26 protein-coding genes are annotated in these 23971 nt (G+C 72.4%); 12 read left to right on the forward strand and 14 right to left on the reverse strand.

Features of this window, described 5'->3' with window-relative positions; genetic code table 11:
• Window positions 1–23 precede the first annotated feature (23 nt).
• Window positions 24–1589: a leucyl aminopeptidase gene (locus tag AC6JBM_RS52225; protein ID WP_497980943.1), complete on the reverse strand. Its 1566-nt coding sequence runs from the start codon at window positions 1587–1589 to the stop codon at window positions 24–26.
• Between the two features lie 128 nt (window positions 1590–1717).
• Between AC6JBM_RS52225 and gcvT the strand changes: the two genes are divergently transcribed.
• Window positions 1718–2812, forward strand: a complete 1095-nt coding sequence (gcvT, locus tag AC6JBM_RS52230; protein ID WP_497980944.1) for a glycine cleavage system aminomethyltransferase GcvT — start codon at window positions 1718–1720, stop codon at window positions 2810–2812.
• Here the strand turns inward: gcvT and cobS are convergent.
• Window positions 2805–3533: an adenosylcobinamide-GDP ribazoletransferase gene (cobS, locus tag AC6JBM_RS52235; protein WP_497980945.1), complete on the reverse strand. Its 729-nt coding sequence runs from the start codon at window positions 3531–3533 to the stop codon at window positions 2805–2807. The two genes, gcvT and cobS, sit on opposite strands and share 8 nt — an antisense overlap.
• Window positions 3521–5317: a bifunctional adenosylcobinamide kinase/adenosylcobinamide-phosphate guanylyltransferase gene (locus AC6JBM_RS52240; protein ID WP_497980946.1), complete on the reverse strand. Its 1797-nt coding sequence runs from the start codon at window positions 5315–5317 to the stop codon at window positions 3521–3523. The genes cobS and AC6JBM_RS52240 overlap by 13 nt, the downstream gene beginning before the upstream one ends.
• A 95-nt stretch (window positions 5318–5412) precedes the next feature.
• Here AC6JBM_RS52240 and AC6JBM_RS52245 point away from each other — a divergent pair, with 95 nt between their 5' ends.
• Both AC6JBM_RS52245 and AC6JBM_RS52250 read left to right on the forward strand, forming a co-directional pair.
• The gene (locus AC6JBM_RS52245; protein WP_433079284.1) at window positions 5413–5613 is read left to right on the forward strand and encodes a hypothetical protein; all 201 of its coding nucleotides are present in this window, start codon (window positions 5413–5415) and stop codon (window positions 5611–5613) included.
• 2 nt (window positions 5614–5615) lie between these two features.
• Window positions 5616–6410, forward strand: a complete 795-nt coding sequence (locus tag AC6JBM_RS52250) for a site-2 protease family protein (RefSeq protein WP_497980947.1) — start codon at window positions 5616–5618, stop codon at window positions 6408–6410.
• A 3-nt stretch (window positions 6411–6413) separates the two neighbouring features.
• On the opposite strand, the gene AC6JBM_RS52255 is transcribed toward AC6JBM_RS52250, so the two are convergent.
• Window positions 6414–7412, reverse strand: coding sequence for an aldo/keto reductase family protein (locus AC6JBM_RS52255; RefSeq protein WP_497980948.1), 999 nt, complete (start codon window positions 7410–7412; stop codon window positions 6414–6416).
• Between the two features lie 26 nt (window positions 7413–7438).
• The gene (locus AC6JBM_RS52260; protein ID WP_497980949.1) at window positions 7439–8923 is read right to left on the reverse strand and encodes a WG repeat-containing protein; all 1485 of its coding nucleotides are present in this window, start codon (window positions 8921–8923) and stop codon (window positions 7439–7441) included.
• A gap of 316 nt (window positions 8924–9239) precedes the next feature.
• Between AC6JBM_RS52260 and AC6JBM_RS52265 the strand changes: the two genes are divergently transcribed.
• Entirely contained in the window at window positions 9240–10040 is an 801-nt protein-coding gene (locus AC6JBM_RS52265) for a pentapeptide repeat-containing protein (RefSeq protein ID WP_497980950.1), read from the forward strand.
• Between the two features lie 373 nt (window positions 10041–10413).
• Here AC6JBM_RS52265 and AC6JBM_RS52270 read toward each other — a convergent pair whose 3' ends face one another.
• The 4 genes from AC6JBM_RS52270 to nadA all read right to left on the reverse strand — a co-directional run bounded on the left by AC6JBM_RS52270 (window position 10414) and on the right by nadA (window position 15273).
• Window positions 10414–11118, reverse strand: a complete 705-nt coding sequence (locus AC6JBM_RS52270) for a hypothetical protein (protein ID WP_497980951.1) — start codon at window positions 11116–11118, stop codon at window positions 10414–10416.
• Window positions 11119–11713: 595 nt separating this feature from the next.
• Window positions 11714–12334 carry a DUF3043 domain-containing protein gene (locus AC6JBM_RS52275; RefSeq protein WP_497980952.1) on the reverse strand — a complete coding sequence of 207 codons (621 nt, stop codon included), beginning with the start codon at window positions 12332–12334 and terminating at the stop codon, window positions 11714–11716.
• Window positions 12335–12571: 237 nt separating this feature from the next.
• Window positions 12572–13915: a UDP-N-acetylglucosamine 1-carboxyvinyltransferase gene (gene murA, locus AC6JBM_RS52280; protein WP_497980953.1), complete on the reverse strand. Its 1344-nt coding sequence runs from the start codon at window positions 13913–13915 to the stop codon at window positions 12572–12574.
• A gap of 194 nt (window positions 13916–14109) precedes the next feature.
• Window positions 14110–15273, reverse strand: coding sequence for a quinolinate synthase NadA (nadA, locus tag AC6JBM_RS52285; RefSeq protein WP_350615015.1), 1164 nt, complete (start codon window positions 15271–15273; stop codon window positions 14110–14112).
• A gap of 56 nt (window positions 15274–15329) precedes the next feature.
• Here nadA and AC6JBM_RS52290 point away from each other — a divergent pair, with 56 nt between their 5' ends.
• The 6 genes from AC6JBM_RS52290 to AC6JBM_RS52315 all read left to right on the forward strand — a co-directional run bounded on the left by AC6JBM_RS52290 (window position 15330) and on the right by AC6JBM_RS52315 (window position 19498).
• On the forward strand, window positions 15330–16448 hold the full coding sequence (locus AC6JBM_RS52290; RefSeq protein ID WP_497980954.1) for a glycerate kinase family protein: 1119 nt from the start codon (window positions 15330–15332) through the stop codon (window positions 16446–16448).
• 182 nt (window positions 16449–16630) lie between these two features.
• The gene (locus AC6JBM_RS52295; RefSeq protein WP_392812907.1) at window positions 16631–16999 is read left to right on the forward strand and encodes a HesB/IscA family protein; all 369 of its coding nucleotides are present in this window, start codon (window positions 16631–16633) and stop codon (window positions 16997–16999) included.
• Between the two features lie 118 nt (window positions 17000–17117).
• Complete coding sequence (locus AC6JBM_RS52300; RefSeq protein WP_497980955.1) at window positions 17118–18098, forward strand: carbohydrate kinase family protein; 981 nt, start codon at window positions 17118–17120, stop codon at window positions 18096–18098.
• Window positions 18099–18146: 48 nt separating this feature from the next.
• A complete protein-coding gene (locus tag AC6JBM_RS52305; RefSeq protein ID WP_350615010.1) occupies window positions 18147–18560 on the forward strand; it encodes a TlpA family protein disulfide reductase in 414 nt (137 codons plus the stop codon).
• Window positions 18557–18982, forward strand: a complete 426-nt coding sequence (locus tag AC6JBM_RS52310) for a DUF4395 domain-containing protein (protein ID WP_497980956.1) — start codon at window positions 18557–18559, stop codon at window positions 18980–18982. The genes AC6JBM_RS52305 and AC6JBM_RS52310 overlap by 4 nt, the downstream gene beginning before the upstream one ends.
• Before the next feature lie 60 nt (window positions 18983–19042).
• Window positions 19043–19498 carry a hypothetical protein gene (locus AC6JBM_RS52315; protein WP_497980957.1) on the forward strand — a complete coding sequence of 152 codons (456 nt, stop codon included), beginning with the start codon at window positions 19043–19045 and terminating at the stop codon, window positions 19496–19498.
• 3 nt (window positions 19499–19501) lie between these two features.
• On the opposite strand, the gene AC6JBM_RS52320 is transcribed toward AC6JBM_RS52315, so the two are convergent.
• Together AC6JBM_RS52320 and AC6JBM_RS52325 are read right to left on the reverse strand one after the other, a co-directional pair.
• On the reverse strand, window positions 19502–19708 hold the full coding sequence (locus AC6JBM_RS52320) for a sulfurtransferase TusA family protein (protein ID WP_350615005.1): 207 nt from the start codon (window positions 19706–19708) through the stop codon (window positions 19502–19504).
• Entirely contained in the window at window positions 19705–20787 is a 1083-nt protein-coding gene (locus tag AC6JBM_RS52325) for a cysteine desulfurase family protein (protein WP_497980958.1), read from the reverse strand. Before AC6JBM_RS52325 ends, AC6JBM_RS52320 begins: the two co-directional genes overlap by 4 nt.
• A gap of 146 nt (window positions 20788–20933) precedes the next feature.
• On the opposite strand from AC6JBM_RS52325, the gene ctaC reads away from it, so the two are divergent.
• Window positions 20934–21812 (forward strand): aa3-type cytochrome oxidase subunit II, encoded by an 879-nt coding sequence (ctaC, locus tag AC6JBM_RS52330; protein ID WP_497980959.1) that lies wholly within the window; start codon window positions 20934–20936, stop codon window positions 21810–21812.
• A 13-nt stretch (window positions 21813–21825) separates the two neighbouring features.
• Entirely contained in the window at window positions 21826–22269 is a 444-nt protein-coding gene (locus AC6JBM_RS52335; RefSeq protein WP_497980960.1) for a cytochrome c oxidase subunit 4, read from the forward strand.
• A 49-nt stretch (window positions 22270–22318) separates the two neighbouring features.
• Here AC6JBM_RS52335 and AC6JBM_RS52340 read toward each other — a convergent pair whose 3' ends face one another.
• The 3 genes from AC6JBM_RS52340 to AC6JBM_RS52350 all read right to left on the reverse strand — a co-directional run bounded on the left by AC6JBM_RS52340 (window position 22319) and on the right by AC6JBM_RS52350 (window position 23951).
• The gene (locus tag AC6JBM_RS52340; protein WP_497980961.1) at window positions 22319–22876 is read right to left on the reverse strand and encodes a phospholipase; all 558 of its coding nucleotides are present in this window, start codon (window positions 22874–22876) and stop codon (window positions 22319–22321) included.
• A 79-nt stretch (window positions 22877–22955) separates the two neighbouring features.
• Complete coding sequence (locus AC6JBM_RS52345; RefSeq protein ID WP_350615000.1) at window positions 22956–23138, reverse strand: hypothetical protein; 183 nt, start codon at window positions 23136–23138, stop codon at window positions 22956–22958.
• A 57-nt stretch (window positions 23139–23195) separates the two neighbouring features.
• Window positions 23196–23951: a hypothetical protein gene (locus AC6JBM_RS52350; protein WP_497980962.1), complete on the reverse strand. Its 756-nt coding sequence runs from the start codon at window positions 23949–23951 to the stop codon at window positions 23196–23198.
• Between the last annotated feature and the right edge of the window lie 20 nt (window positions 23952–23971).

The following is a 23971-nucleotide window of genomic DNA, read 5'->3' on the forward strand; positions in this document are numbered from 1 at the left end:
GCTGGGCTGGCGTACCCGGCTGACTACTCGGCTGCGATCTCTTCGACCAGCTCGACCAGGGTGCGGACCGGGACGCCGGTGCCGCCCTTGGTCCAGTAGCCGAAGGGCTCGCCGGAGTGGTAGCTGGGGCCCGCGATGTCGATGTGGGCCCACTGCACGCCCTCGGTCACGAACTCGGACAGGAACACGCCGCCCTGCAGCATGTGCCCGGCGCGGTCCATCCCGGCGTTGACCTGTGAGATGTCCGCCACGTCGGAGTCCATGCCCTTGCGCACGTCCTCCGGCAGCGGCATCGGCCAGGCCGGCTCGCCGGTCCGCTCGCCCGCGTCCCGGACCCGCTCGCACAGCTCCGGCGTGCCCATGACGCCCGCGATGCGCTTGCCGAGCGCGATCACCTGCCCGCCGGTGAGGGTCGACACCTCGAACAGGTAGTCGGGGTCGTCCTCGCAGGCCCGGGCGATCGCGTCGCCGAGGATCATGCGGCCCTCGGCGTCGGTGTTGAGCACCTCGACCTGGGCGCCGCTGTACATCCGCACGACGTCGCCCGGCCGGTACGCGCTGCCGGAGACCATGTTCTCGGCCATCGGCGCGTACGCCACGACCGCCACCTTCGGCTTGAGCTGGGCGATCGCGAGCATGGTGGCGACCACCGCGGCGGCGCCGGACATGTCGGACTTCATCTCCCACATGCCCGCGCTCGGCTTGATCGACACGCCGCCGGTGTCGAACGTGATGCCCTTGCCGACGAGCGCGACCCGCCGGGTGGCACCGGCCGGCTCGTAGGCCAGGCGCACCAGGCGCGGGGCGGCCGCCGAGCCGAGGCCGACCGCCAGGATGCCGCCGTAGCCCTGCTTGGCCAGGGCCTTCTCGTCCAGTACGGACACCTCCAGCGACACCTCACGCGCCGCCGCCGCGACCTGCTCGGCGAACGCGGGGGGCCGCAGCTCGTTCGGCGCCGTGTTGATCCAGTCCCGGGTGCGGGCCACCGCGGCGCCGAGCACCCCGGAGCGCTTGAGCGCGGCCTTGGCCGCCCGGGCGCCCGCGTCCGGCACGTGCACGAGCACCTTGCGCAGCGGGTCCCGGCGACCGGCGGCGGGCTTGGACTTGTAGCCGGCGAACCGGTACGCGCCCAGCAGCGCGCCCTCGGACACGGCCCGCAGCCCGGCGCTCAGCGCCGCGGGGCCCGTCTCGCCGTCGTCGGCCAGCGGCAGCACCAGGGCCGCCGACGCCGATCCGGCCAGGGCCCGGGCCGCGGCCCCGGCCGCGCGGCGCAGCGACTCGGCCGAGGGCGCCCGGCTCGCGTCGCCGCCGGTGGGGGCGCCGAGGCCGACCGCCACCACGAGCGGGGCGCTCACCGCGCCGAACGCGGCGAGCTTGGTCACCTCGCCGAGCGCGCCGGTCGCACCGAGCACCCGCAGGGTCTCGGCGAGCCCGCCGCCCGGCCGGTCGCTGAACGCCGCCGCGACGCTCTGCGCGCCCGGCGCGAGCACGAGCTTCGCGTCGGGGCTGTCATCGGCGTACACACCGATGACGACGGCGTCGGCGGCAAGGGTCGCTGGGTCGGTGTCGACCAGGGTCAGGGAGGTCACTGGTGCTCCACATCACTGATGGTTCGCTGCGCTTCGGCGGCCGGACCGTTCACTGCGGGGTCGCCGCAACTTCAGCATGCCGCCGAATCGGGTGCAGGACACGATAACCAACGCGATAGGTTGCGGGCATGACCCAACCCTTGCGGCACCCCGCGTTGTATCACCGCCATGCGGCGCTCGGTGCCAAGTTCGCGGCGTTCGGCGGCTGGGAGATGCCCCTCGAATACGCCGACGGCGGCGTGCTCAAGGAACACACGGCCGTCCGCGAGGACGTGGGCGTGTTCGACGTGTCCCACCTGGGTAAGGCCCGGGTGCGGGGTCGCGGCGCGGCCGCGTTCGTCAACGCCTGCCTCAGCAACGACCTCGACCGCATCAGCGCGGGCCAGGCGCAGTACACCCTCTGCCTGGACGAGACCGGGGGCGTGGTGGACGACCTCATCGCGTACCGGTTCGGCGACGACGACGTCTTCCTCATCCCGAACGCGGCCAACACCGCCGAGGTGGTCCGCCGCCTGACCGCCCAGGCGCCGGCCGGCATCGGCGTGGTCGAGCAGCACGAGCTCTTCGCCGTGCTCGCCGTGCAGGGCCCGCGCTCGGCCGAGGTGCTGGCCGGTCTCGGCCTGCCCACGGACCACGAGTACATGAGCTTCACGGTCTCGTCCTACGAGGGCACCGACGTCGTGGTCTGCCGCACCGGCTACACCGGCGAGCACGGCTACGAGCTCGTCGTGCCGTCCCACGACGCGCACACCCTGTGGGACGCGATCGTCGCGGCCGGCGCCCGCCCCTGCGGCCTCGCGGCGCGCGACACGCTGCGCACGGAGATGGGCTACCCGCTGCACGGCCAGGACCTCTCCCTCGACATCACCCCGGTGCAGGCGCGCTCGGGCTGGGCCGTGGGCTGGAACAAGCCGGCGTTCTGGGGCCGCGAGGCGCTGCTGGCCGAGAAGGCCGCGGGCCCGCGCCGGGTGCTCTGGGGCCTGGAGGCGCTCGACCGCGGCATCCCGCGCGCGCACATGGCGGTGCTGGCCGCGGACGGCACCCAGGTCGGCGAGGTGACCAGCGGCACGTTCTCGCCCACCCGCAAGGCCGGCATCGCCCTGGCGCTGATCGACACCGCGTCGGGCGTGGGCGAGGGCGACGAGGTGGCGCTGGACGTGCGCGGCCGCCGCTGCGCGGTCCGGGTCGTGAAGCCGCCCTTCGTGAAGTCGTCCGTCAGGTAGCGAGCGCGACGAGCGCGGCGGCCGTCGACAGCTCGACGGCCGCCCCGATCACGTCGCCCGTCACCCCGCCCAGCCGCCGCCGGGCATGGGCCGTCAAGGTCCAGGCGACGAGCACGGCGGCCACCACGGCACCCGGCCCGCGCCAGGGATCGACCAGGACGCCAAGCGCCCCGGTGACGAGGATCACCAGCCCCAGCAGCCACCCCGGCACCGTCTGCGCGACCAGGGCACCGAGCCCCCCGGGGCGGGCGGCCGGCAGGCCCCGGCGGCAGGCCACGGTGGCGCCCAGGCGCCCCGCCGCGAACGCGAGCACGACGGCGATCGGCATCCGGTCCAGCAGCGAGGTGGCGGCCGCGGCGTCCACGAGCAGGACGGCGGCGATGGCGGCCACCCCGAACGGCCCGATGTCGGACTTCTTCATGATCTCCAGCGCCCGCTCGGGCCCGGCGTAGGAGCCGAGCCCGTCGGCCGTGTCGGCCAGCCCGTCGATGTGCAGCCCGCGGGTGAGCAGCAGCCCCAGCGCGACGAGCACGGCCCCGCCGAGCAGCGGCGCCGCCCCGAGCCGCACCAGCCCGCCCGCGAGCAGCGCCAGCACCAGCCCGAGCAGCGCCCCGGCCAGCGGGGCCAGGAGCATCGCGACCCGCGCGGCCGGCCGGTCGACCCGGTCCGCACGCACCGGCGCGACCGTGAACAGGCTCAGGGCGAGCCTCAGTCCTCCCACGACGGCTTCACGTACGGCATCTCCGCCGTCGGCGAGTCCGCCACCACCCGCTGGATCTCCGCCTCGATGCGCTCCTGCTCGCTGAGCCCGCCGTCCCCGTCCCCGGCGGCGGCCTCGTCCTCGTTTCCGGCCGAGGCCGAGCGCAGGGGCGTCGCGGCCGCGATCGTCAGGGCCGTGTTGATCATCGGCAGTGCCGCGAGCGCGGTCGCGCCCTCGCCGAGGCCGAGCCGCAGCGCGAGGAACGGCGCCGCGCCGAGCACGTCCGCGGCCAGCTTCACGGTCGGGTTGTCGCCGTGGTCGGGCATCATCAGCCAGTGCCGCGTCTGGGCGCCGTAGTCGCGGGCCACCAGCGCGGCCGCGATCGCGACGGGCCCGTCGACCAGCAGCGGCAGGCGGCGGGAGGCGGCCCCGAGCACGACGCCGGTGGCGACCGCGATGTCGCCGCCGCCCAGCATCGAGAGCATCACGTGCGGTTCGCGGCTGCGCGTACGAATGCGATGACGGGCGTCGCGAATGGCGCCGATCTTGCGGATCCAGGCGGCGTCGTCGACGAAGCCGGAGGAGTCCACGACCCGGCCCAGCAGGGCGGCCGGCTCGGCGCCGGTGAGCACCGCCACGATCGCGGCCGCGGCGGCGTCCGACCCGGCTCCGCAGGCGCCCAGGACCAGCAGGTCCACGCCCTCGTTGGCGGCCGCGTCGGCCAGCCGCCAGCCCAGGGTCAGCGCCGCGTCGACGCCGGTGTCGTCCAGCGCGTCGTGCAGCTCGGCCGGGCCCGCGGACGGGCAGTCGATGGCCTGGACGCTCGCGCCCGCGCCGGCGGCGAGCATGGCCAGGGTGCCGTTGCCCTCCACGACCTCGTTCAGGCGCCGGTCGGCGGCCTCGGCGGAGTCCCCGGCCGCGAAGCCGCCCGTGCGGTCGCCGCGCAGGACGAGCACCCGGGGCTGCTGGAACGGGCGCGGGTCGGGCCGGCCCTGCACGCCGCCGGCGAAGCGCACGACGGGCACGAGCCCGCCCAGGCCGGCGCCGTTGAGCCGCAGCGTGAGCAGCCGCTCGGCCGCCTCGTGGGCGGTCGACTCGTCCGGCAGCGGAAGTTCCATGCCGGGGGAGAACGAGAGCGTGTCGCCGCCGTCGGCGGTGGACAGCACCGAGCCGGCCCCCGTCGAGGAGAAGACGAAAGGCTCCACGGGCGCCGCCGCCGGCTCCTGCGGCTTCGGGGCCTCGCGCGCCCCGGCGTGCTGCACCAGCTCGCCGCCGCGCAGCCAGGAGACCTCGCCCGCCACCACCAGGGCGACGCCGTCGCACGCGGCCGCCACGCGCTGGTTGAGCAGGCCGCTCGCGTCGGCGAAGGTCCGCCCGGCGTCGGTCGCCGGCAGCACGCCGAGCCCGACCTCGGGCCCCACGAGCACCAGCAGCCCCGCGCCGCACGAGCGCACCGCGCCGGCCAGCGCCGCGATCGGCTCCTCGGCGGCCGCCGGGTCCGACCAGTCGCCGGCGGTGTCGTACACCACGGAGAGCCAGTTGCCGAGATCGTCGACGAGGATCGTGTCCTCGCTCTTCGCCCCGGTCAGCAGCTCGGCCAGGCGGTCGGGGGAGTCGCCGACCTCCTCGGTGACCCAGGACTCCGGGCGTCGCTGCCGGTGCGCGGCGATACGAGCCGCCCAACCGCCGTCCGACGTGCGCTCCTGCGCGGTCGCGACATAGCGCACCGCACCGGCCCCGGCGACGAGCGCCTCCGCCACTTCCGACTTCCCGGACCGGATTCCTCCGAGCACCAGCAACCGCATGCCCCGTACTTTAGAGGGACACCGGTGGCCGGACTCGGCTCAGGGCCACGCGGCCGATACGCTCGAAGTCTTCTACCTGGGACAGGAGTGTGACCATGGCGTGGACATGGCAGTTCGAAGACGCCGAGCGCAGGCCCGTCGATGGCCCCAACGAGGCGTTTTCCAGCCAGTCCGACGCGGAGTCGTGGCTCGGGCAGGCCTGGCGTGACCTGGTGGCCAAGGGCGCGGCGACGGCGATCCTCACCGAGGACGACCGCACGGAGTATCGGATGAGCCTGCTGCCGGCTGGGGGTTGACGGTGTCGTACGGGCACTACGGCAGCCGGGTCGGCCGGCTGCCGCGGGAGGCGTTCCGGCCCAGTGCGATCTTCCTGGGCCTCATCGCCCTGCTGGCCGTGAGCGGCTGGATGGCCTGGGCCGACTTCGGCGACGCGCAGTTCAACGTGTTCCTCTTCGTCGCGGCGGGCTGGGCGGTCTCGCTCTGCCTGCACGAGTACTCGCACGCCCTGGTCGCGTTCAAGGGCGGCGACGACGACATCGCGCACCGCGGCTACCTGACGCTCAACCCGCTGAAGTACTCCCACCCGCTGCTGTCGATCGTCCTGCCGCTGGTGTTCGTGATCCTCGGCGGCATCGGCCTGCCCGGCGGCGCGGTCTGGGTCAACCACGGCGCCATCCGCAGCCGGTTCGTCGACAGCCTGATCAGCTTCGCCGGCCCGGCGATGAACCTCGTGCTGGCGATCCTGCTGGTGCTGCCCTTCACGTTCGGCCTGGACACCGGCGAGCACCCGGTGTTCTTCGCGGGGCTGGCGTTCCTGGCCCTGCTGCAGCTGACCGCCTGCGTGCTCAACTTCGTGCCGATGCCGGGCGTCGACGGCGGCAACCTGCTCTACCCGTGGCTGTCCCCGCAATGGCAGCGCGGCTTCAACCACGTGGCGCCCTGGGGCATGCTCATCCTGATCGCGTTGCTGTGGTCGCCGCAGATCAACCACTACTTCTTCGAGTTCGTGTACTGGCTGGGCGACCTGATAGGACTCCCGTCCTACCAGGCCTCCCAGGGCGCCCAGCTGTTCCGCTTCTGGAACCGCTACTGACGGCTACGGTCGCTCGGCGGGGCTCTGCGTCAGTGCGGGGTCCCGCTGCACGATCGGCTCCAGCGCCTCGTCGATGCGCTTGAGCAGCTCGGCGTCGAGCTTCACGCCGGACGCCTTGACGTTGTCCTCGAGCTGCTCGGGCCGGGTCGCGCCGACGATCGCCGACGACACGTTGGGGTTCTGCAGCACCCAGGCCACCCCGAGCTGGGCCATCGACAGCCCGGCCTGCTCGGCCAGCGGGCGCAGCTGCTGGACCGCGGACAGCACGTCGTCGTGCATGAGGCGCGAGATGAACGCGGCCCCCGACTTCTCGTCCGTCGCCCGCGAGCCCGCCGGCGGCGGCTGACCCGGCTTGTACTTGCCGGTGAGCACGCCCTGCGCCAGCGGCGAGAAGACGACCTGGCCGATCCCGAGCTCCTCGCAGGCCGGGACGACCTCGGCCTCGATGACCCGGTAGACGGCCGAGTACTGCGGCTGGTTGGACACCAGCTGGATGCGCAGCTCCCTGGCGAGCGCGGCCGCCTCGCGGATCTGCTCGGCCCGCCACTCCGACACCCCGATGTAGAGCGCCTTGCCGGAGCGCACCACGTCGGCGAACGCCTCCATGGTCTCCTCGAGCGGGGTGTGATAGTCGTACCGGTGCGCCTGGTACAGGTCCACGTGGTCGGTCTGCAGCCGGCGCAGCGACCCGTCGATCGACTTCATGATGTGCTTGCGCGACAGGCCGCTGTCGTTGCGCCCCTGCCCGGTGCGCCAGAAGACCTTGGTGAAGATCTCCAGCCCGTCGCGGTCCTGGCCCTTGAGCGCGTCGCCCAGCACCACCTCGGCGCGGGTGCCGGCGTAGACGTCGGCGGTGTCGAAGGTCGTGATCCCGAGGTCGAGGGCGGCGTGCACGCAGGCCGTGGCCTGCTCGGCCTCGACCTGAGAGCCGTGGGTGATCCAGTTGCCGTATGAGATCTCGCTGACGAGCAGCCCGGAACGGCCGAGGTGTCGAAACTCCATGCTCCGACCCTATGCCCCGGGTGTCGCTACATGACGGGGCGGGTGTCGGCGAGCAGCCGGTCGATCTCGTCGGTGACCCCGGTCCGGCTCGCGAACGTGGCCTGGATGATGGTCCGCCCCCGCCGGTCGAGCGCGCCCCAGCGCTGCGAGTCGTCGAGGATCAGGAACGCCACCGGGTGGATCATGATGGTGTGGTGCACGGGCGGCACCAGCACCCGGCCCGAGCGGTCGACGACGCCCTTGCGCCCGTCCAGCGACACGACGGCGAGGCCCTCGTCGCTGAAGCCGTCGATGTAGCGCCCGTCGAGCAGCGCCGTGGCGAAGCCGTCGTACTGGAACTGCACCACGACCCGCCCGACGGAGTCCACGGCCCCCCAGTAGGGCCCGCGGCGCACCGCGGCCACGCCCCGCCGGAACGGCCGCACGTCGTCGAAGCCGGTGGAGATGAGCACCGTGTTGTTCTTGTCGATCGCGATCCAGCCGGTCGTACCGTCACTGGATACCCAGGCGACCCCGTCGGAGAAGCTGCCGACCCCGATGTACCCGGCCGCCGGCTCGATCAGCACCCGGCCCGAGTCGTCGATGAGCTCCCACGTCTGCGCGCCCTGCCGCTGGACCCAGGCCACCCCGTCGCGGAACGGCTGCACGTCGAGGTATCCGGGGCCGATCACGAAGTTGCCGTCGGGCTCGATGTACCCCCACCGCTGGGTCTGCTCGTCGAACGCGGGGGAGGGGGCGCGGCGGATCTGCAGGATCTCCTCGCGGCTGCGCGGGTACGGCCCCCAGCCCTTCTCCGCGACCCGCCGGAACACCGCGTCGAGCGCGAGCTCGGTCTGCGCGATGAGCTCCGGGTCCTCCTCCTTGCGCAGGTCGAGGGCCCGCTCGAAGTGGTTGCAGGCCTCCATGTACCGCCCCTGGTCGTACGCGCACCGACCCGAGTGCTGGTGCATCGTGGCCCGCAGCCGGTCGGGCAGCTCCGAGGAGTTCGCGAGCGTGAACAGCCGGTCGGCCTCCTCGAACTCCTCCCGCCACTGCAGCACGTGCGCGAGCCGGGCCTGCGCGATCGCGATGCGCCGCAGCTCCCCGGTCGCCTCGGCGTGCGCGAGCGCGAGCTTGCCGTCGGCGAACGCCTTGGGCAGATCCCCGAGAATCCGCGAGACGACGGCACGAAGGCTGAGCAGCCGGGCCCGCGTCGGGTTGTCCTCGACCCGGTTGAGCTTGGCCGTGAGCTGATCGCGAATGTCGGTGAGCTGTGTCACCTCGTCGCCCTCGATCTGCTCCCGCAGCGTGTCGGGGTCGAACCTCCACACGAAGGTCGCGAGCACCTGCTCGGGATCCGGCCCCCGCTCATCGGCGGCCTCGGCCCGAGGCCCGGGCGGCGAGGTGGGCGCGATGGCCGCGAGCTCGGGCGGAAACCCTTCGGCCCCGGGCCGCACGATCGGCAGGTACCCGGTGGCCTGCAGCCCGTCGACGCCGGCCCCGGTGACCCGGCCGGACTGATAGGTCCCCATGGACGTGCCGGAGGCAACCGCGGGCGGCGGAGCGTCGCCCACTTCCACGAACTCCACCCGAATGCCAGACGAGCCCACCGAACCACCCAAGTCCCCACTGCCGGGCCCGTCCTGGTACCCCGGCCGCCCACTGTCCACAGGCGCGTCACTCGAGCGCCCACCCTGTATCGGCGCACTGCTGACGGGCGCGTCGGAGAGCGGCCCACCACTCACGGGCGCGTTGCTCATGGGCGCGCCATGCGCTGGTCCACCGCTCACGGGCGCGTTGCTCATGGGCGCGCCATGCGCTGGTCCACCGCTCACGGGGGCGTTGCCCATGGATGCGCCGTACACCGGCCCCCCGCTCACAGGCGCGTCACTCGTCTTGGCACCGTGCATCGGCGCACTGCTGACGGGCGCGTCACTCAACGGCCCCCCGCTCACGGGCGCGGCACTGACCGGCGCGTTCCGCATCGCCGGCCCGGCCGCTTCGTCCCGCACCGCCGGAGGCCCGAAGAACGAGTTCGTCAGCGGCAGATCCGCGGAATGCCCGGATGCGGCCGGTCCACGGTCAATCGGCCCACCGCCGAGCGGCCCGCTGTTGATCGGTCCACTGCTGACGGGAGCATTGCTGAGCGGCCCACTGCTGACCGGCGCGTTGGAGAGCGGCCCACCGCTCACGGGCGCGTCACTCATCGGAGCGCCATGCATCGGCACGCTGCTCACGGGCGCGTTGGAGAGCGGCCCGCTACTGACCGGCGCATTGCTCAACGGCCCACCACTGACCGGTGCATTACGGTCCGAATCGCCGCCGACCGGCGCATGGCGCGGCCCGCCACCGGCCGGGGCACCATGCATCGGCGCACCACTGACCGGCGCGTCACTCGACCTCGCGCCGTGCATCGGCGCACTGCTGACCGGCGCATGCCGGGGCGGCCCGCCACCGGCCGGGGCACCATGCATCGGCGCACCACTAACCGGCGCGTCACTCGACCTCGCACCATGCATCGGCGCACTGCTGACCGGCGCATTGCTCAACGGCTCATTGCTGAGGGGCATCCCACTGACGGGCGCCCCACTGATCGGCGCCCCACTGATCGGCGCTCCGCTGACCGGCGCGTTGCGAGGCACCCCGTAGACGCCTTGCCCACGCTCGGCGGCCGGCGCCCCGTACATCCCGCCACGCTCGCCCCCGACACTGGCCCGCCCGGAGGAACGCCCAGGGGCCACCGGCCCACCCTGCGGATTCCGAGGATGCCCAGGAGCGTCCCGCCGCACGCGCGGAACCTCATCGGTCGGCTCATCGAGCGCCCGGCTACGAGGCCGCCCGTACGCCGTCCCCGGAGCCCGCCCCTGCCCCCGAGCATCCCGCGACTCCCGGTAACCACCTTGCTCGGCACGCCTATGCCGATCGTCATAACCACGCGGATCCCGATCGCGGGCATCACGGTCAAACTCCCGGCCCCCGCGCTCATAGCCCCGGGCGTCCCGCCGGTCGTCATACCCCCGGTCTACATAACCCGAGTCGTCATGCCCGCGGCCGTCGAAGCCGCGGCCGTCAGAACCTCGGTCATCGAAGCTGCGGCCGTCAGAACCGCGGTCGTCAAAGCCCCGGCCGTCAAAGCCCCGGCCGTCAAAGCCCCGGCCGTCAAAGCCCCGGCCGTCAAAGCCCCGGCCGTCGTATCCCCGGTCATCACGGCCCCGCACCTGACGGCGGTCCCGATCGTCAAAGTCCCGCGGATCACGCCGTTCGCGGTCGTCATAGTCGCGGGAATCACGCCGCCCACGGTCGAATTCGCGCTGTTCCCGGTCGTCGTACCCCCGGCTAGCACGCTCGTCATAACCCCGCGGCTCACGATCCCGGCCCCCGCGTTCACCCCGGTCCCGGACGTCGCGGTCACGCGGATCGGCGTCGCGGTCGCGCGGGTCGCGTTCCTGAGCGTTGCGGTCGCGCGGGTCGCGGTCACGTGGATTCTGCCGGTCGTCATACTCGCGTCGGCGGCTATCCCGGTCGTCATAGCTGCGGTCGTCAGTGCTCCGGGCGTCCTGGCCCTGGGCGTCCTGGCCCCGGGCGTCCTGGCCCCGGGCGTCCTGGCCCCGGGCGTCCTGGCCCCGGGCGTCCTCGCGCCGGCGGTGGCCATCCCGGTCTCGGCGCTCGTCGTACCCGCGGCCGCCATACGCACGGTCACGATCGTCACGGCTATGACGGTCGTCATAGCCGTGTTCGTAGGACTGCTCTCGCCCGGCCTCGCGGCTGTGGCCCCGACCGGGCTCGCGGCCGGCCTCGCGGCCGGGCTCGCGCGTGGCATCGCGGCCGCGGCCGTCGCGACTAGGTCGGTCGTCATAGCCGTCACGGCCGTCACGGATCTGCCGGTCGTCATACCGGTCGTCATAGCCGTTGCGCGCATCCGAGCTATGCCGGTCGTCATGGCCGTTGCGCGGGTCCTGGCTATGCCGGTCGTCATGGCTGCGCTGATCGGAAGCCTGCTGGCCGTATCCGGACTGGTCAGAGCCCTGCTCGCGAGGCCCGCGACGGCGAGAGCCAGGCTCGTCGCGGCGCTGTTCCGGCACCCGGCCCCACGGCATCGTCGGCACGGCCGCCCAGGTGGGCGCGGCGGTTCCCGGCTCTTCCCCCGGGTACTCGTCGCTCACAGCTTCGCTCTCCTCGCCACACTCCGGCACACCGCACGCGCCGGCGTCCGCCGCGCGCTACCCGGTGAAAATCGTGGGCCGGTCGCGAAGGGAGGGTACGGCCTCGCACCCTCCCACCGCCACCGTCGCCGCCGAAACGTGTCCGCGAGCTGCGGTGGGTCAGATGGCCTGGCCGATCTTGACCTGCGGCTTCGGGTTGCGGATGAAGCGGAACGAGATCGAGCGCATGATCGCGTAGAGGTAGAGCGATCCGAGGCGCTCGTCGGTGTCCGGGAAACGCTGCTTGACGAGCTTCTTCACGGTGCGCGAGATCATGAAGCCGTCGACCGCGGTGGCCAGCAGCATCACGAAGAACAGCGCGTTGGCCGCGAGGTAGATGCTCTGGTTCAGGTTGCGGTTGAAGCCGACGAGCATGACCAGGAACGTGGTGCCGAAGAAGAAGGTGCCGATCGTGCGCCGCGAGTCGACGATGTCGCGCACGAGCTTGCGCACGGGGCCCTTGTCGCGCTTGAGCAGGTAGCGATCGTCGCCGTTGGCCATGCCCTCGCGGGCCTCGAGGCGCTCCTGCCGCTGCTTCTCGCGCAGCCGCTTGGCCGCCTCCTTGCGGTCGGCGGCGGGCGGCTCGGGCAGCCGGCGCCCCGCGATCACGCGCTTGGGCGTCTTCTGGCCGAGGTCGCGCTTGCTCGGGGTGTGGCCCTTGGGACCCACCTCCGGCTCGGGCTCCGACACGACGACGGAAGCGGCGGGCTCTTCTGACTTGCGGCGAAACAGCGACGGCACGACACGAAGGGTAGCCGAAGCCGCCGGAGATCAGCACCGTCGGCTTCCTCTCAGCGAAATCTCAGCCGAAATCCCTCAGCACGGCGAGGTCCGCAACCTCCCAGAACGCGCTGAGGCGAACCGTGCGAACCCGCGCGACGCGAGGTGGCGCGACGACACAACGCCGCCGCCCGGGCCAGGCCCGGACGGCGGCGGAAAGAAGAAAGGCGGAGAGAAGGAATACAGCAGGGCAGGAGCTCAGCCGAGCTCGACGTGCGCCCCGAGAGCGTTCAGCTTGCCCTCGAAGTCCTCGTAGCCGCGCTGGATGAGCTTCACGCCGTACACGCGGGAGGTCCCCTCGGCCGCCAGCGCCGCGATCAAGTGGCTGAACCCGGCCCGCAGGTCGGGAATCACGAGGTCGGCCGCGTGCAGCTTGGACGGCCCGGCGATGACCGCCGAGTGCATGAAGTTGCGCCGGCCGAAGCGGCACGGGGTGCCGCCCAGGCACTCGCGGTACGTCTGGATCGTCGCCCCCATCTGGTTGAGGGCGGCGGTGTAGCCGAGGCGCCGCTCGTACACGGTCTCGTGCACGATCGACAGCCCGCGGGCCTGGGTCAGCGCCACGACCATCGGCTGCTGCCAGTCCGTCATGAACCCGGGGTGGACGTCGGTCTCCATGGCCACGGCCTTGAGCTCGCCGCCCGGGTGCCAGAAGCGGATGCCGCCCTCGCCGGGGGTGTCGTCGATCTCGAACGCGCCGCCGACGGAGGTGTACAGATTCAGGAAGGTCATCATGTCGGCCTGCCGGGCACCCTTGACGAACACGTCGCCGCGGGTGGCCAGCGCGGCCGCGCCCCAGCTGGCGGCCTCGATGCGGTCGGGGATCGGCCGGTGGCTGTAGCCGGTCAGGCGCGGCACGCCCTGGATCTCGATGACCCGGTCGGTGTGCACCTTGATGATCGCGCCCATCTTCTGCAGGACGCAGATGAGGTCGATGATCTCCGGCTCGACGGCCGCGTTGCGCAGCTCGGTGACGCCCTCGGCGCGCACCGCGGTGAGCAGGATCTGCTCGGTGGCGCCGACCGACGGGTAGGGCAGGTGCAGCTTCGCCCCGTGCAGCCCGTCGGGCGCGGTGATGTCCATGCCCTTCTCGGACTTGTCGACGACCGCGCCGAACTCGCGCAGCGCCTGGATGTGGAAGTCGATGGGACGGCCGCCGATGTTGCAGCCGCCGAGGTCGGGGATGAAGGCGTGGCCGAGGCGGTGCAGCAGCGGGCCGCAGAACAGGATCGGGATGCGGCTCGAGCCGGCGTGCACGTTGATCTCGTCGACGTTGGCCGACTCGACGTCGGAGGTGTCGAAGACGAACTCGCCGTCGAGCGCGCCCCGCGTGACCTTCACGCCGTGCAGCTCGAGCAGGCCCGTGACCACCTCGACGTCGCGGATCGCGGGGACGTCGTACAGCCGGCTCGGGGTCTCACCGAGCAGTGCGGCGACCATCGCCTTGGAGACGAGGTTCTTGGCGCCGCGCACACGGAGCTCGCCGTTGAGCGGCGTGCCGCCGTGCACGGTGAGGACGTCACCGGCGTCGTAGTTGGTCACGGAACCCCTCCTGCAGGCAGGAACGAAGATGCTTGGCGCTGACACGCAGCGTGACGGAAGCGCGGGAACGCGCACCGCGTCGCCCGCGCAGCATATCCACATCTACTGCATGCAAAAGTCGGCCGCACGTCAGGCGTGGCACGAAGACGGGACTCCGACACGGATCACCACAGAGAGTGATCAACGGATGAGCACTACGGCAGCGCCAGCATCCGATCGAGGGCCACCCGCGCGAAGTGCGCGGTGGAGGGATCGACGGTGATCTGGTTCGGCACGCGGCCGGCGACGAGCTCCTCGAGCGCCCACACCAGGTGCGGCAGGTCGATGCGGTTCATCGTCGAGCAGTAGCAGACGTTGCGCTCCAGGAACATGATCTTCTTGTCCGGGTGCGCCAGCGCCAGGCGCCGGACGAGGTTCAGCTCGGTGCCGACCGCCCACGACGACCCGGCCGGAGCCTCGTCGATCATCCGGATGATGTACTCGGTCGAGCCCACGAAATCCGCCGCGTTCACCACTTCGTGCCGGCACTCGGGGTGCACGAGCACGTTGACGCCGGGCACCCGGGCCCGCACGTCCTCCACGGCGTCGAGCGAGAAGCGCCCGTGCACCGAGCAGTGCCCGCGCCAGAGGATCATCTTCGCCCCGCGCAGCTGCTCGTCGCTCAGCCCGCCGCCCGGCTTGTGCGGGTCGTAGAGCACGCAGTCGGCCAGTTCGAAGCCCATCTTCAGCACCGCGGTGTTGCGCCCGAGGTGCTGGTCGGGCAGGAAGAACACCTTGCTGCCCTGCTCGAACGACCAGCGCAGGGCGGTCTCGGCGTTCGAGGAGGTGCAGACCACGCCGTCGTTGCGCCCGACGAAGCCCTTGATGTCGGCCGAGGAGTTCATGTACGTGACGGGCACCACGTCACCGGCGATGCCGAGGTCCACGAAGCGGTCCCAGGCCTGCTCGACCTGCGAGAGGACGGCCATGTCGGCCATCGAGCAGCCCGCGGCGAGGTCCGGCAGCACGACCTTCTGCGCGTCCGAGGTCAGGATGTCGGCGCTCTCGGCCATGAAGTGCACGCCGCAGAACACGATGTACTCCGCGTCGGGCCGGGCGGCGGCCTCGCGCGCGAGCTTGAAGGAGTCGCCGGTCACGTCGGCGAACTGGATCACCTCGTCGCGCTGGTAGTGGTGGCCGAGCACGAAGACGCGGTCGCCGAGGGCGGCCTTGGCGGCGCGGGCGCGCTCGACCAGGCCGGGGTCGCTCGGTGCGGGCAGATCGCCGGGGCACTCGACACCCTTCTCGGTGTCGGGGTCGGTGCCGCGGCCCAGCAGCAGCAGTGCGGTGGCGGTTGACGATGGTTCAGCCCAGGTCACCCCCCGATCGTCCCACGCTGTGTCACCCGGGCAACTGTGACGTGCACAATGACCGGATGCGCGTGCTCGTGTGCCCGGACAAGTTCGCCGGCACGATCTCGGCCCCCGACGCCGCCGAGGCCTTCGCCGCCGGTTGGCGCGCCGAGAAGCCGGGCGACGAGCTGGTCCTGCTGCCGCTGTCGGACGGCGGGCCGGGCTTCTGCGCGGTCCTCGCCGCGGCGCTGCCCGGGGCCAAGCGGCTCGCGGTGCCGACCACCGACCCGCTCGGCCGGGCCGTCGAGGGGCACGTGCTGCTCGACGGTGAGGTGGCGTACGTCGAGAGCGCCGAGGCCTGCGGCCTGCACCTGCTCGCCGACGACGAGCGTGATCCCGCCCACACCACGAGCTTCGGGCTCGGCCCGCTCGTGCTCGCCGCGGTCGAGGCGGGCGCCCGCGAGGTCGTGATCGGCCTCGGCGGCAGCGCGACCAACGACGCCGGGGCCGGCCTGCTCGCCGCCCTCGGGGCCGCCCCGCTCGATGCGGCCGGCTATGCGCTGCCGTACGGCGGCGCGGCCCTGGCGGCGTGCACCGCGCTGAGCGACACGCCCCGGCTGCGCGAGGCGCGGCTCGTGGCCGCCACCGACGTCGACAGCCCGCTGCTCGGGCTGCACGGCGCGAGCGCGGTCTACGGCCCGCAGAAGGGCGCGAGCAGGGAAGACGTGTTCATGCTGGACGGGGCGCTGGCGCGCTTCAGCGCCGTACTGCAGACGCTCCCGACCTGTCCCGATGGCCTGGCGGACCTTCCCGGCGCCGGTGCGGCGGGCGGCCTCGGCGCGGCGATCCTGGCCTTGGGCGGGCGGGTCGAGTCGGGCATCGGGCTCGTGCGGCGGCTCACCCGCCTCGACGACGAGCTGGAGAACGTCTCCCTGGTCGTGACGGGTGAGGGCTCCTTCGACGAGCAGTCGCTGCGCGGGAAGGTCGTGGCGGGTGTGGCCAACGGGGCACGTGATCTGGGCGTGCCCTGTGTGGTGCTCGCCGGGCGGGTCGACGCCGGCCGCCGGGAGGCCGCGTCCATCGGGGTCACCGAGGCGCATTCGCTGGTCGAGCACTTCGGCAGCGTGGCGACGGCCCTCGAACGACCGGGGGACGGCCTGCGTGAACTCGGACAACGCCTGGCCCGGCAGTGGAGCCGCTAGCCCTGTGCCGCGCTGCGGCCAGCCCTGTGCTGCGCGACGGCGACCAGGATGAACCCGCGGAATGCGAGGTCCGCCAGTGGAGCCGTTAGCAGAAACCGTGTCAGTATGAGAGGGGAATGCCCCCGGAGGCCGCGGCGTTGACCTCTGAGGAACTGTAGACATCACCGCAGGGAGCTTTGATCGTGACCGCTTCGCAGCTTGCCGAGCCCGTTCAGACGGACAACCCGGCCGGCATCGGCCTCACCGCGGATGCCGCTCTCAAGGTGAAGGGCCTGCTCGAGCAGGAAGGCCGCGACGACCTGCGGCTGCGGGTCGCGGTGCAGCCCGGTGGCTGTTCCGGCCTGCGCTACCAGCTCTTCTTCGACGAGCGCTCGCTCGACGGGGACAAGGTCAGCACCTACGACGGCTTCGAGGTCGTCGTCGACCGCATGAGCGTGCCCTACCTGACCGGCGCGACGATCGACTTCGCCGACCGCATCGACGCCCAGGGCTTCACCATCGACAACCCCAACGCCCAGGGCTCGTGCGCCTGCGGCGACTCTTTCCACTGATCCGACGCTCCATCCGACTTCCTCGAACGGCCGCCGCGGGCAGCGCCCGGGCGGCCGTTCGGTGTCTGCGGGGTAGGCTGTCGGGGCTCTCACCCGCCCGACCCATCGAGGATCTCCTATGAAGATCGCCGTCACCGGCTCGATCGCGACCGACCATCTGATGCACTTCCCGGGCCGCTTCGCAGAGCAGCTCCTGGCCGACCAGTTGCACAAGGTGTCGCTGTCGTTCCTCGTCGACGACCTGACGGTGCGGCGCGGCGGGATCGCCGCCAACATTGCCTTCGGCATGGGCCTGCTCGGCCTGCGCCCGCTCCTGGTGGGCGCGGTCGGCGCCGACTTCGCCGACTACCGCAGCTGGCTGACCCGCCACGGGGTCGACTGCGACTCGATCCTGGTCAGTGAGGTCGCGCACACCGCCCGGTTCGTGTGCACCACCGACGACGACATGAACCAGATCGCCTCCTTCTACGCGGGCGCGATGTCCGAGGCCCGCAACATCGAGCTCGGGCCGGTCGCGGCCCGCTCCGGCGGCCTCGACCTGGTGATCATCGGCGCGAACGACCCGATGGGCATGATCCGGCACACCGAGGAGTGCCGTGAGCAGGGCATCGCCTTCGCCGCGGACATCTCCCAGCAGCTGGCGATCATGCCGGGGGAGGAGATCCGCAAGCTCGTCGACGGGGCGGCCTACCTGCTCACGAACGAGTACGAGAAGGAGCTCCTGGAGAGCAAGACCGGCCTGACCACGGACGTGCTCCTGGACAAGGTCGGCTTCCTGATCACCACGCTCGGCAAGGACGGCGCCGTGATCCGCAGCCGCACGCTGGACGAGGAGGTCCGGGTGCCGGCGATCCGCGGCGTGCAGACCGTCGACCCGACCGGCGTCGGCGACGGCTGGCGCTCCGGCTTCTTCGCCGCCCTGTCGTGGGGGCTGAGCCTCGAGCGCGCCGCCCAGGTCGGCTCGATGGTCGCGGCCCTGGTCCTCGAGACCGTCGGCCCGCAGGAGTACACGATCCAGCGCGACGAGTTCACCAAGCGCATCGCGGACACCTACGGCGACGCCGCCGCCGACGAGATCCGCCCCTTCCTCCCCGCGTGACCTTGCTATCCCTATCGATTAGGTAGGGATCGGAGTATCGTTGCCGCCGTGACGTACGTGGTCCTGGCGGTGCTCGCCGCGGCGACCGTGGCCGGCCTGGTCTACCGGGCCCGCTACGGTCGCCTCCGCGTCTCCGGCGGCGAGCTGCCGGCCGGCCTGCTGCCCGACACCGATCCGGCCGGCGGCCCGCCCGGTGTCACCCTGCTGCACTTCACCTCGGCCACCTGCGCCCCCTGCCGGCAGGTCCGGGCCGTCTGCGCCGATCTCGCGCAGGACCTGGCCGCGGTACGGCACGTCGAGGTCGACGCCGACGCCCACCTCGACGCCGTGAAGTCCCTGGACATCTGGCGGCTGCCGACCCTGCTCGTCGTGGACCGGCACGGCCGCGTCGCCCGCCGCACCGTCGGCGTGCCCGACCGCGCCGACCTGCGCCGGACCGTCACGGAGGTGCTGGCCGCATGACCGACGGACTCGACCCCCGGGGGCCCCGCTTCGCCGCCGTGATCACCACGGCGGTCTTCGTGGCCGTCCTGCTCACCGGCTCCGGCTGGCTGGCGCTCGCCCAGGCCGTGGTCTTCGCCATCGGCGCCTATGACCCGCGGCTGACCCCGTACGCGCTGCTCTACCGCCACCTCGTCGCCCCGCGGCTGGGCCCGCCAGCCGAGCGCGAGGACCCGGCCCCGGTCCGCTTCGCCCAGGCCGTCGGGCTGGTCTTCACCGTGGTCGCCGCCGCCGGCTACCTGGGCGGCGCGACCGTCCTCGGCATCGTCTTCGCCGCGTTCGCCCTGGTCGCCGCGTTCCTCAACGGCTTCTTCGGGCTGTGCCTGGGCTGCGAGGCCTACCTGCTCATCCGCCGCCTGCGCGCGGGCACCCCCGCCGGGTAGCCTGTGATCACCCCGTGACACGGGGTAGCGGACGGGGCCGGTGTGCCGCATGATGTCCGCGTGAACGTGTCGTGGGATGTTCGCGCCACCGATCTGCCCCTGCCCGGCCGCTCCATCGTCAACGGGCGCCCCGGGGCCGCCGCCGCGACGGTCGACGCCGGCGGCCCCTGGCGCCGCCGGGCCGTGCCGCTCCCGCTCACCGCGGAGCAGGCGGCCCACTTCCGCCGCTACGAGCAGGCCCGCCGCTGGGGCTTCCCGGTCGCCGCCGCCGCGGCCGCGCTCGCCCTCGCCAACCTGTTCTTCCTGCCCGGCCTCGGCGTCGGTGTCCTGCCCGTCGTGCTGTTCACCGCGCCCGTGGTGCTCTTCGCGGGCATCCTGGCGGCCGCGGCCGGTGCCCGGCGCCCGCGGCAGTTCCCGGTCGTCTCCGGCGGCCGGGTCGTGCTGCGCGACGTGGACCGGGTCGCGGCCTACGAGTGGCTGGTCGTCGCGGGGGACCGGGTGGCGGTCAGCCTGTAGGCCCTAGAGGCGCACCGTGTGCCGGTCGCCCTCGGTGGACACGAACGTGTGGCCCTTCATCCGGCACCAGGCGGGGATGTCGACCGCCGCGGCCGGGTCGTCGGCCAGCACCGCGATCTCGGTCCCCGGCTCCTGCCCGGCGGCCAGCTTCGCGAGCATGATCACCGGGAGCGGGCACCGCTTGCCCAAAGCGTCGATGACCAACTTCACAGCCCGGCCTCCGCCCGGGCCTCGGCAACCACGCCGGGCAGCACCGCCAGGAACGCGCGGACGTCCTCGGCGGACACTCCACTATGGAGCGAGACGCGCACGTTGCCGTGGGTGAGCACCCCCATCGCGGCCAGCACGTGCGAGGGCCGCAGGGTGTCCGACGTGCACGCGGAGCCCGACGAGACCGCGAACCCGGCCCGGTCCAGCGCCGTGAGCAGCACCTCGCCGTCGACGTACAGGCAGGAGAACGTGACGATGTGCGGCAGCCGCTCGTCCGGCTCGCCGACGACCTCCACGTCGGGCACGCTCGCCGCGACCGTGCGGCGGATCTCTTCGACGAGCGCTCGTTGCCGTACCGACTCCTCCTGGGCCGCCTCGGCGACGGCCCGCAGCGAGGCCGCGGCCGCGACCACCGCGGGCACGTCCGCCTCCGCGTCGTCCCAGGGCGACTCCCACCGGGTGCCCTTGCGCACCGCGAGCAGGCCGACCCCGGCCGGCCCGCCCCACTTGCGGGCGCTGCCCGTCAGCAGCGACCAGCCCGTGGGCAGGGGAGTCCGGCCGATCGACTGCGCGGCGTCGACCAGCAGCGGGACCCCGGCCTCGGCGCACAGCCGAGCCGCCGCGGCGACCGGCTGCACCGTCCCCACCTCATGATTCGCGCTCTGGACGGCCGCCAGGGCCACTTCCGGGGAAAAAACCGCAGCTCGCAGCGATTCGAGGTCGACCACGCCGGTGCGGGAGACGGGCACCGCGACCGCGTCGTCGCCGGCCGCCTTGATGACCGCGGAGTGCTCGACCGCGCTGTGCACCACCAGCCGCCGGCCCCGGGAGCGGCGCACGCCCGCCACCGCGCGGCGGATCGCGTCCGTGCCGCCCGCGGTGAACCGCAGCTCGTCGGGGCGCACGCCCAGGACCCCGGCCGCGGTCTCCCGGGCGGCGTCGAGCAGCCGGCGGGCCCGACGCGCCGGTGTGTAGAGCCGGCCGGGATCGGCCCAGCCGTCCTCGATCGCGGCCAGAAATGCTTGCCGCGCAACGGGATTCGGGGGAGCGGCGGTCGCCGAGTCCAAGTAGACGCCCACCCGCGCAACGGTATCCCGACCCGGACACGGCCACCCCAAGCCGGGCGGACCGCACATGGTCGAGTACGCTCGCCAGCGTTGGTGAGGCTTGCCGTGCGAAGCTCCTGAAGAGGACTTTCCCGGCGCTGCTAAGGAGGCAGGAGCAGGTGGTCTCAAGAGGTTTGAGCCCCGCGCGCGCCATCGGGCTCGCCGTCTCGGCCATCGGGGCGACGACACTGCTCGCCGGTTGCTCCGTCGAGGACACGTTCCACGGCTTCGGGTGGCCCAAGGGCATCACCGAGCAGGGTGACCGGATGTACGACCTGTGGATCGGGTCGGTCGTCGCGGCGCTCGCCGTCGGCGTGTTCGTCTGGGGCCTGATCTTCTGGTGCGTGGTGCGGTACCGCAAGCGGGGCGACGAGCTGCCCCCGCAGACGCGCTACAACATGCCGTTCGAGATTCTCTACTCGGTGGCGCCCTTCGTGGTCATCGCCGTGTTGTTCTTCTACACCGCGGTCATCCAGACCGACGTCGACCGGCTCTCCAAGAACCCGGACGTCAACGTCGAGGTCATCGCCTCGAAGTGGAACTGGCAGTTCGTCTACACGGACTCCAAGGGCCCGGACGGCAAGCCGATCACGACGGTCGGCTCGGACGACTACATCCCGGTCCTGGTGCTGCCGGCGGGCAAGAGCGTCCAGTTCAAGGAGACCTCGAAGGACGTCATCCACTCGTTCTGGGTGCCGGACGTGCTGTTCAAGCGCGACGTCATCCCGGGCGTGGAGAACCGCTTCGAGATCAACCTCAAGGAGAACTCCCAGGGCGCCTACGTCGGCCGCTGCGCCGAGCTCTGCGGCACGTACCACTCGATGATGAACTTCGAGCTGCGCGTCGTGAGCCCGGATCAGTACTCGCAGTACCTCGCGCTGCGGACCGGTGGCAAGAGCACCCCCGAGGCGCTGGACTCGCTGGGCTTCCCGAACCACGGCTACGCGACGACGACCCACCCGTTCGACACCGACCGCACCAAGCGGTCCTCGAGCTGAGAGGCGAACGGCGATGAAGGCGGAGAATCGTCTCTTCTTCGTGCTGGCCCTGTTCGTGTTCGCGATGGCCGGCCTCTACGGCTGGTGGACCAGCGCGGCCCCGCACGAGCAGTCCGGGCACCACGGTGTCGAGTGGATCGGCGTCGTCGCGCTGATCCTGTCGGGCCTGCTGCTGACCATGATCGGCGGCGCGCTGTGGATCATCTCGCGGCGTATCGCCCCGCGCCCGGAGGACCGTCCGGAGGCGGAGATCGCCGAGGGCGCCGGTGACCTGGGCTTCTTCAGCCCGGGCAGCTACTGGCCCTTCGGCCTGGCCCTCTCGGCGATGATCGCGAGCCTCGGCCTGGCGTTCGACCAGTGGTGGCTCGTGGCCGTCGGGCTGATCTCGGTGCTGGTCGCGACCTGCGGGCTGATGTTCGAGTACTACACCGGCACCCGCCGCGGCGCCGAGCACTAGGCACGAGCACGAGACGAAGGCCCCCGGTCACCCCGGGGGCCTTCGTCGTTCACGCGCGGGCCGCGGCCTCGGCCTGAGCCTGGGCGCGCTGGCCCTTGGCGAGCAGGTCGGAGGCCTTGTCCAGGGCCGCGTCGGACAGCCGGACGCTGCCGAAGGCGGAGACGGCCTGGTAGTACGTCCACGCGAGGCTGGTGCAGGCCGGGCGCACGAACGCGTTGTAGGTGGCGCACTTGGCCTTGAGGTCGAAGTAGAACGCGTCGTCGATGCGGCCCTTGTTGGCCGGGAACGCCCCGATGGCCTTGTAGTTGCGGTAGCCGAAGTCGTGGCGCTGGCACGGCAGCCGGAAGTCGAAGCCCAGCGGCTGGTCCGGGCTCGACGAGCAGTAGTCGGTGGTCCAGTCGAAGCCGTAGGCGGCCCACTGGGACTGGTGCTGGCGGGCCGTGTTCCAGGCGCTGGAGCTGCCGGCGTTCGGCTGGGACCAGGAGGCCATGACGGCCGGTTTGTCGGCGGGAACGGCGGCGTGGGCATCGGTGGCGACGCCCACCGCGAGGAGCAGCGCGGCGAGGGACAGGGTGCCCAGGCGCGCCGTGAGGCGGCGGAGCTTCATGGCCGGGATTGTTCCGCGTCGATGTGACGCGCGGCGGCTTCCTGCGCCAAGCGGTCCTTGCCGAGAGCTGAACGGGAGTTCAGGCGGCCTTGCGGAGCAGCACGCGCGGACGGCGATCCATGAGCAGGATCACCGGGGCGATCACGATCGCGCCGTCGCAGGCCGTGCAGGCCCAGTCCGGGCAGGACGAGCGCGGGTGGTCGGCGCAGGCCGGCTTCTCGAACATCCGCACCCGGCCGCAGGTGTCGCAGTGCAGCTCCATGCCGCCACCGTCCCACCGCGGCCGCCTCGCGCCGTGGATGCCCGCCCGCGTGTCAGGTCACTTTTTGGCCGCAGCCGACGCCTTGGGGGCCGCGGTCGTCTTCGGCGGCAGGAAGGCCTCTTCGCTCACGCTGGGGGTGGTGTACTGCAACACGAGCTCGGTCGTCTTCCCGGCGTCGGACGTGCCCTGGAAGTACGCCAGCAGCCCGCCCGGATTCACGCATGCCGTCTCCGTGCGAATGCCGGTCGCGGTGACCGACACGCACTGCGCGTCGCCGCGCTTGGAGGCCCCGGCGCGGGCCGCCTGCCCCTGCGCGATGGTGGCCAGGCGCCCCAGGGCCGCCTCGGGGGCCAGGAACTCGCCCCCGAACGCCGCGCTGATGGCCTTGGCCTCGGTGGGGGACATGGTGTCCGCCCCCGGCCCCTCCTGGCACGTCACGGGCGGGCTGAGCGGCTTCTTGCCCTTGGCGGGCGACGGGGCGACCCCGGTCGTGCACAGGTACGTGCCGTCGGGGCTGGAGATGTAGGTCACGCCGCCGCTGCGGTACGCCCGCCGGGGCGAGGACTGCGAGACGGTCACGATGGCGCCGGAGGGCGTCGCGTACTGCAGCGTCGCGTCCGTGTCCAGGCCCAGCACCAGCCGCGAGGCCAGCGAGTCGACCATCTCCAGCGCCTGGTTGGCGGCCTCCGCCTGCTGCTTGACCGGCGCGCCGCACGACTTCGCCATCATGCCGGCGAAGCCGATCGTCAGCGCGCCCGCCACGACCGCGGAGAGCACCGCCTTCTTGAGGTTGTTACGCGGCAGTTCGGCCATGCCTCAACAACGGTGGAGAT

This window comes from Dactylosporangium thailandense (assembly GCF_059739745.1).

What these genes read in the sequence shown, in the direction of transcription:
- gcvT (WP_497980944.1), top strand. Translation starts at nt 1,718, where the DNA reads ATGACCCAACCCTTGCGGCACCCCGCGTTGTATCACCGCCATGCGGCG.
- AC6JBM_RS52240 (WP_497980946.1), bottom strand. Translation starts at nt 5,317, where the DNA reads ATGCGGTTGCTGGTGCTCGGAGGAATCCGGTCCGGGAAGTCGGAAGTG.
- AC6JBM_RS52245 (WP_433079284.1), top strand. Translation starts at nt 5,413, where the DNA reads ATGGCGTGGACATGGCAGTTCGAAGACGCCGAGCGCAGGCCCGTCGAT.
- AC6JBM_RS52255 (WP_497980948.1), bottom strand. Translation starts at nt 7,412, where the DNA reads ATGGAGTTTCGACACCTCGGCCGTTCCGGGCTGCTCGTCAGCGAGATC.
- AC6JBM_RS52260 (WP_497980949.1), bottom strand. Translation starts at nt 8,923, where the DNA reads ATGGGGACCTATCAGTCCGGCCGGGTCACCGGGGCCGGCGTCGACGGG.
- AC6JBM_RS52265 (WP_497980950.1), top strand. Translation starts at nt 9,240, where the DNA reads ATGGATGCGCCGTACACCGGCCCCCCGCTCACAGGCGCGTCACTCGTC.
- AC6JBM_RS52270 (WP_497980951.1), bottom strand. Translation starts at nt 11,118, where the DNA reads ATGACGACCGTCATAGCCGTGACGATCGTGACCGTGCGTATGGCGGCC.
- AC6JBM_RS52290 (WP_497980954.1), top strand. Translation starts at nt 15,330, where the DNA reads ATGCGCGTGCTCGTGTGCCCGGACAAGTTCGCCGGCACGATCTCGGCC.
- AC6JBM_RS52300 (WP_497980955.1), top strand. Translation starts at nt 17,118, where the DNA reads ATGAAGATCGCCGTCACCGGCTCGATCGCGACCGACCATCTGATGCAC.
- AC6JBM_RS52310 (WP_497980956.1), top strand. Translation starts at nt 18,557, where the DNA reads ATGACCGACGGACTCGACCCCCGGGGGCCCCGCTTCGCCGCCGTGATC.
- AC6JBM_RS52335 (WP_497980960.1), top strand. Translation starts at nt 21,826, where the DNA reads ATGAAGGCGGAGAATCGTCTCTTCTTCGTGCTGGCCCTGTTCGTGTTC.
- AC6JBM_RS52340 (WP_497980961.1), bottom strand. Translation starts at nt 22,876, where the DNA reads ATGAAGCTCCGCCGCCTCACGGCGCGCCTGGGCACCCTGTCCCTCGCC.
- AC6JBM_RS52345 (WP_350615000.1), bottom strand. Translation starts at nt 23,138, where the DNA reads ATGGAGCTGCACTGCGACACCTGCGGCCGGGTGCGGATGTTCGAGAAG.
- AC6JBM_RS52350 (WP_497980962.1), bottom strand. Translation starts at nt 23,951, where the DNA reads ATGGCCGAACTGCCGCGTAACAACCTCAAGAAGGCGGTGCTCTCCGCG.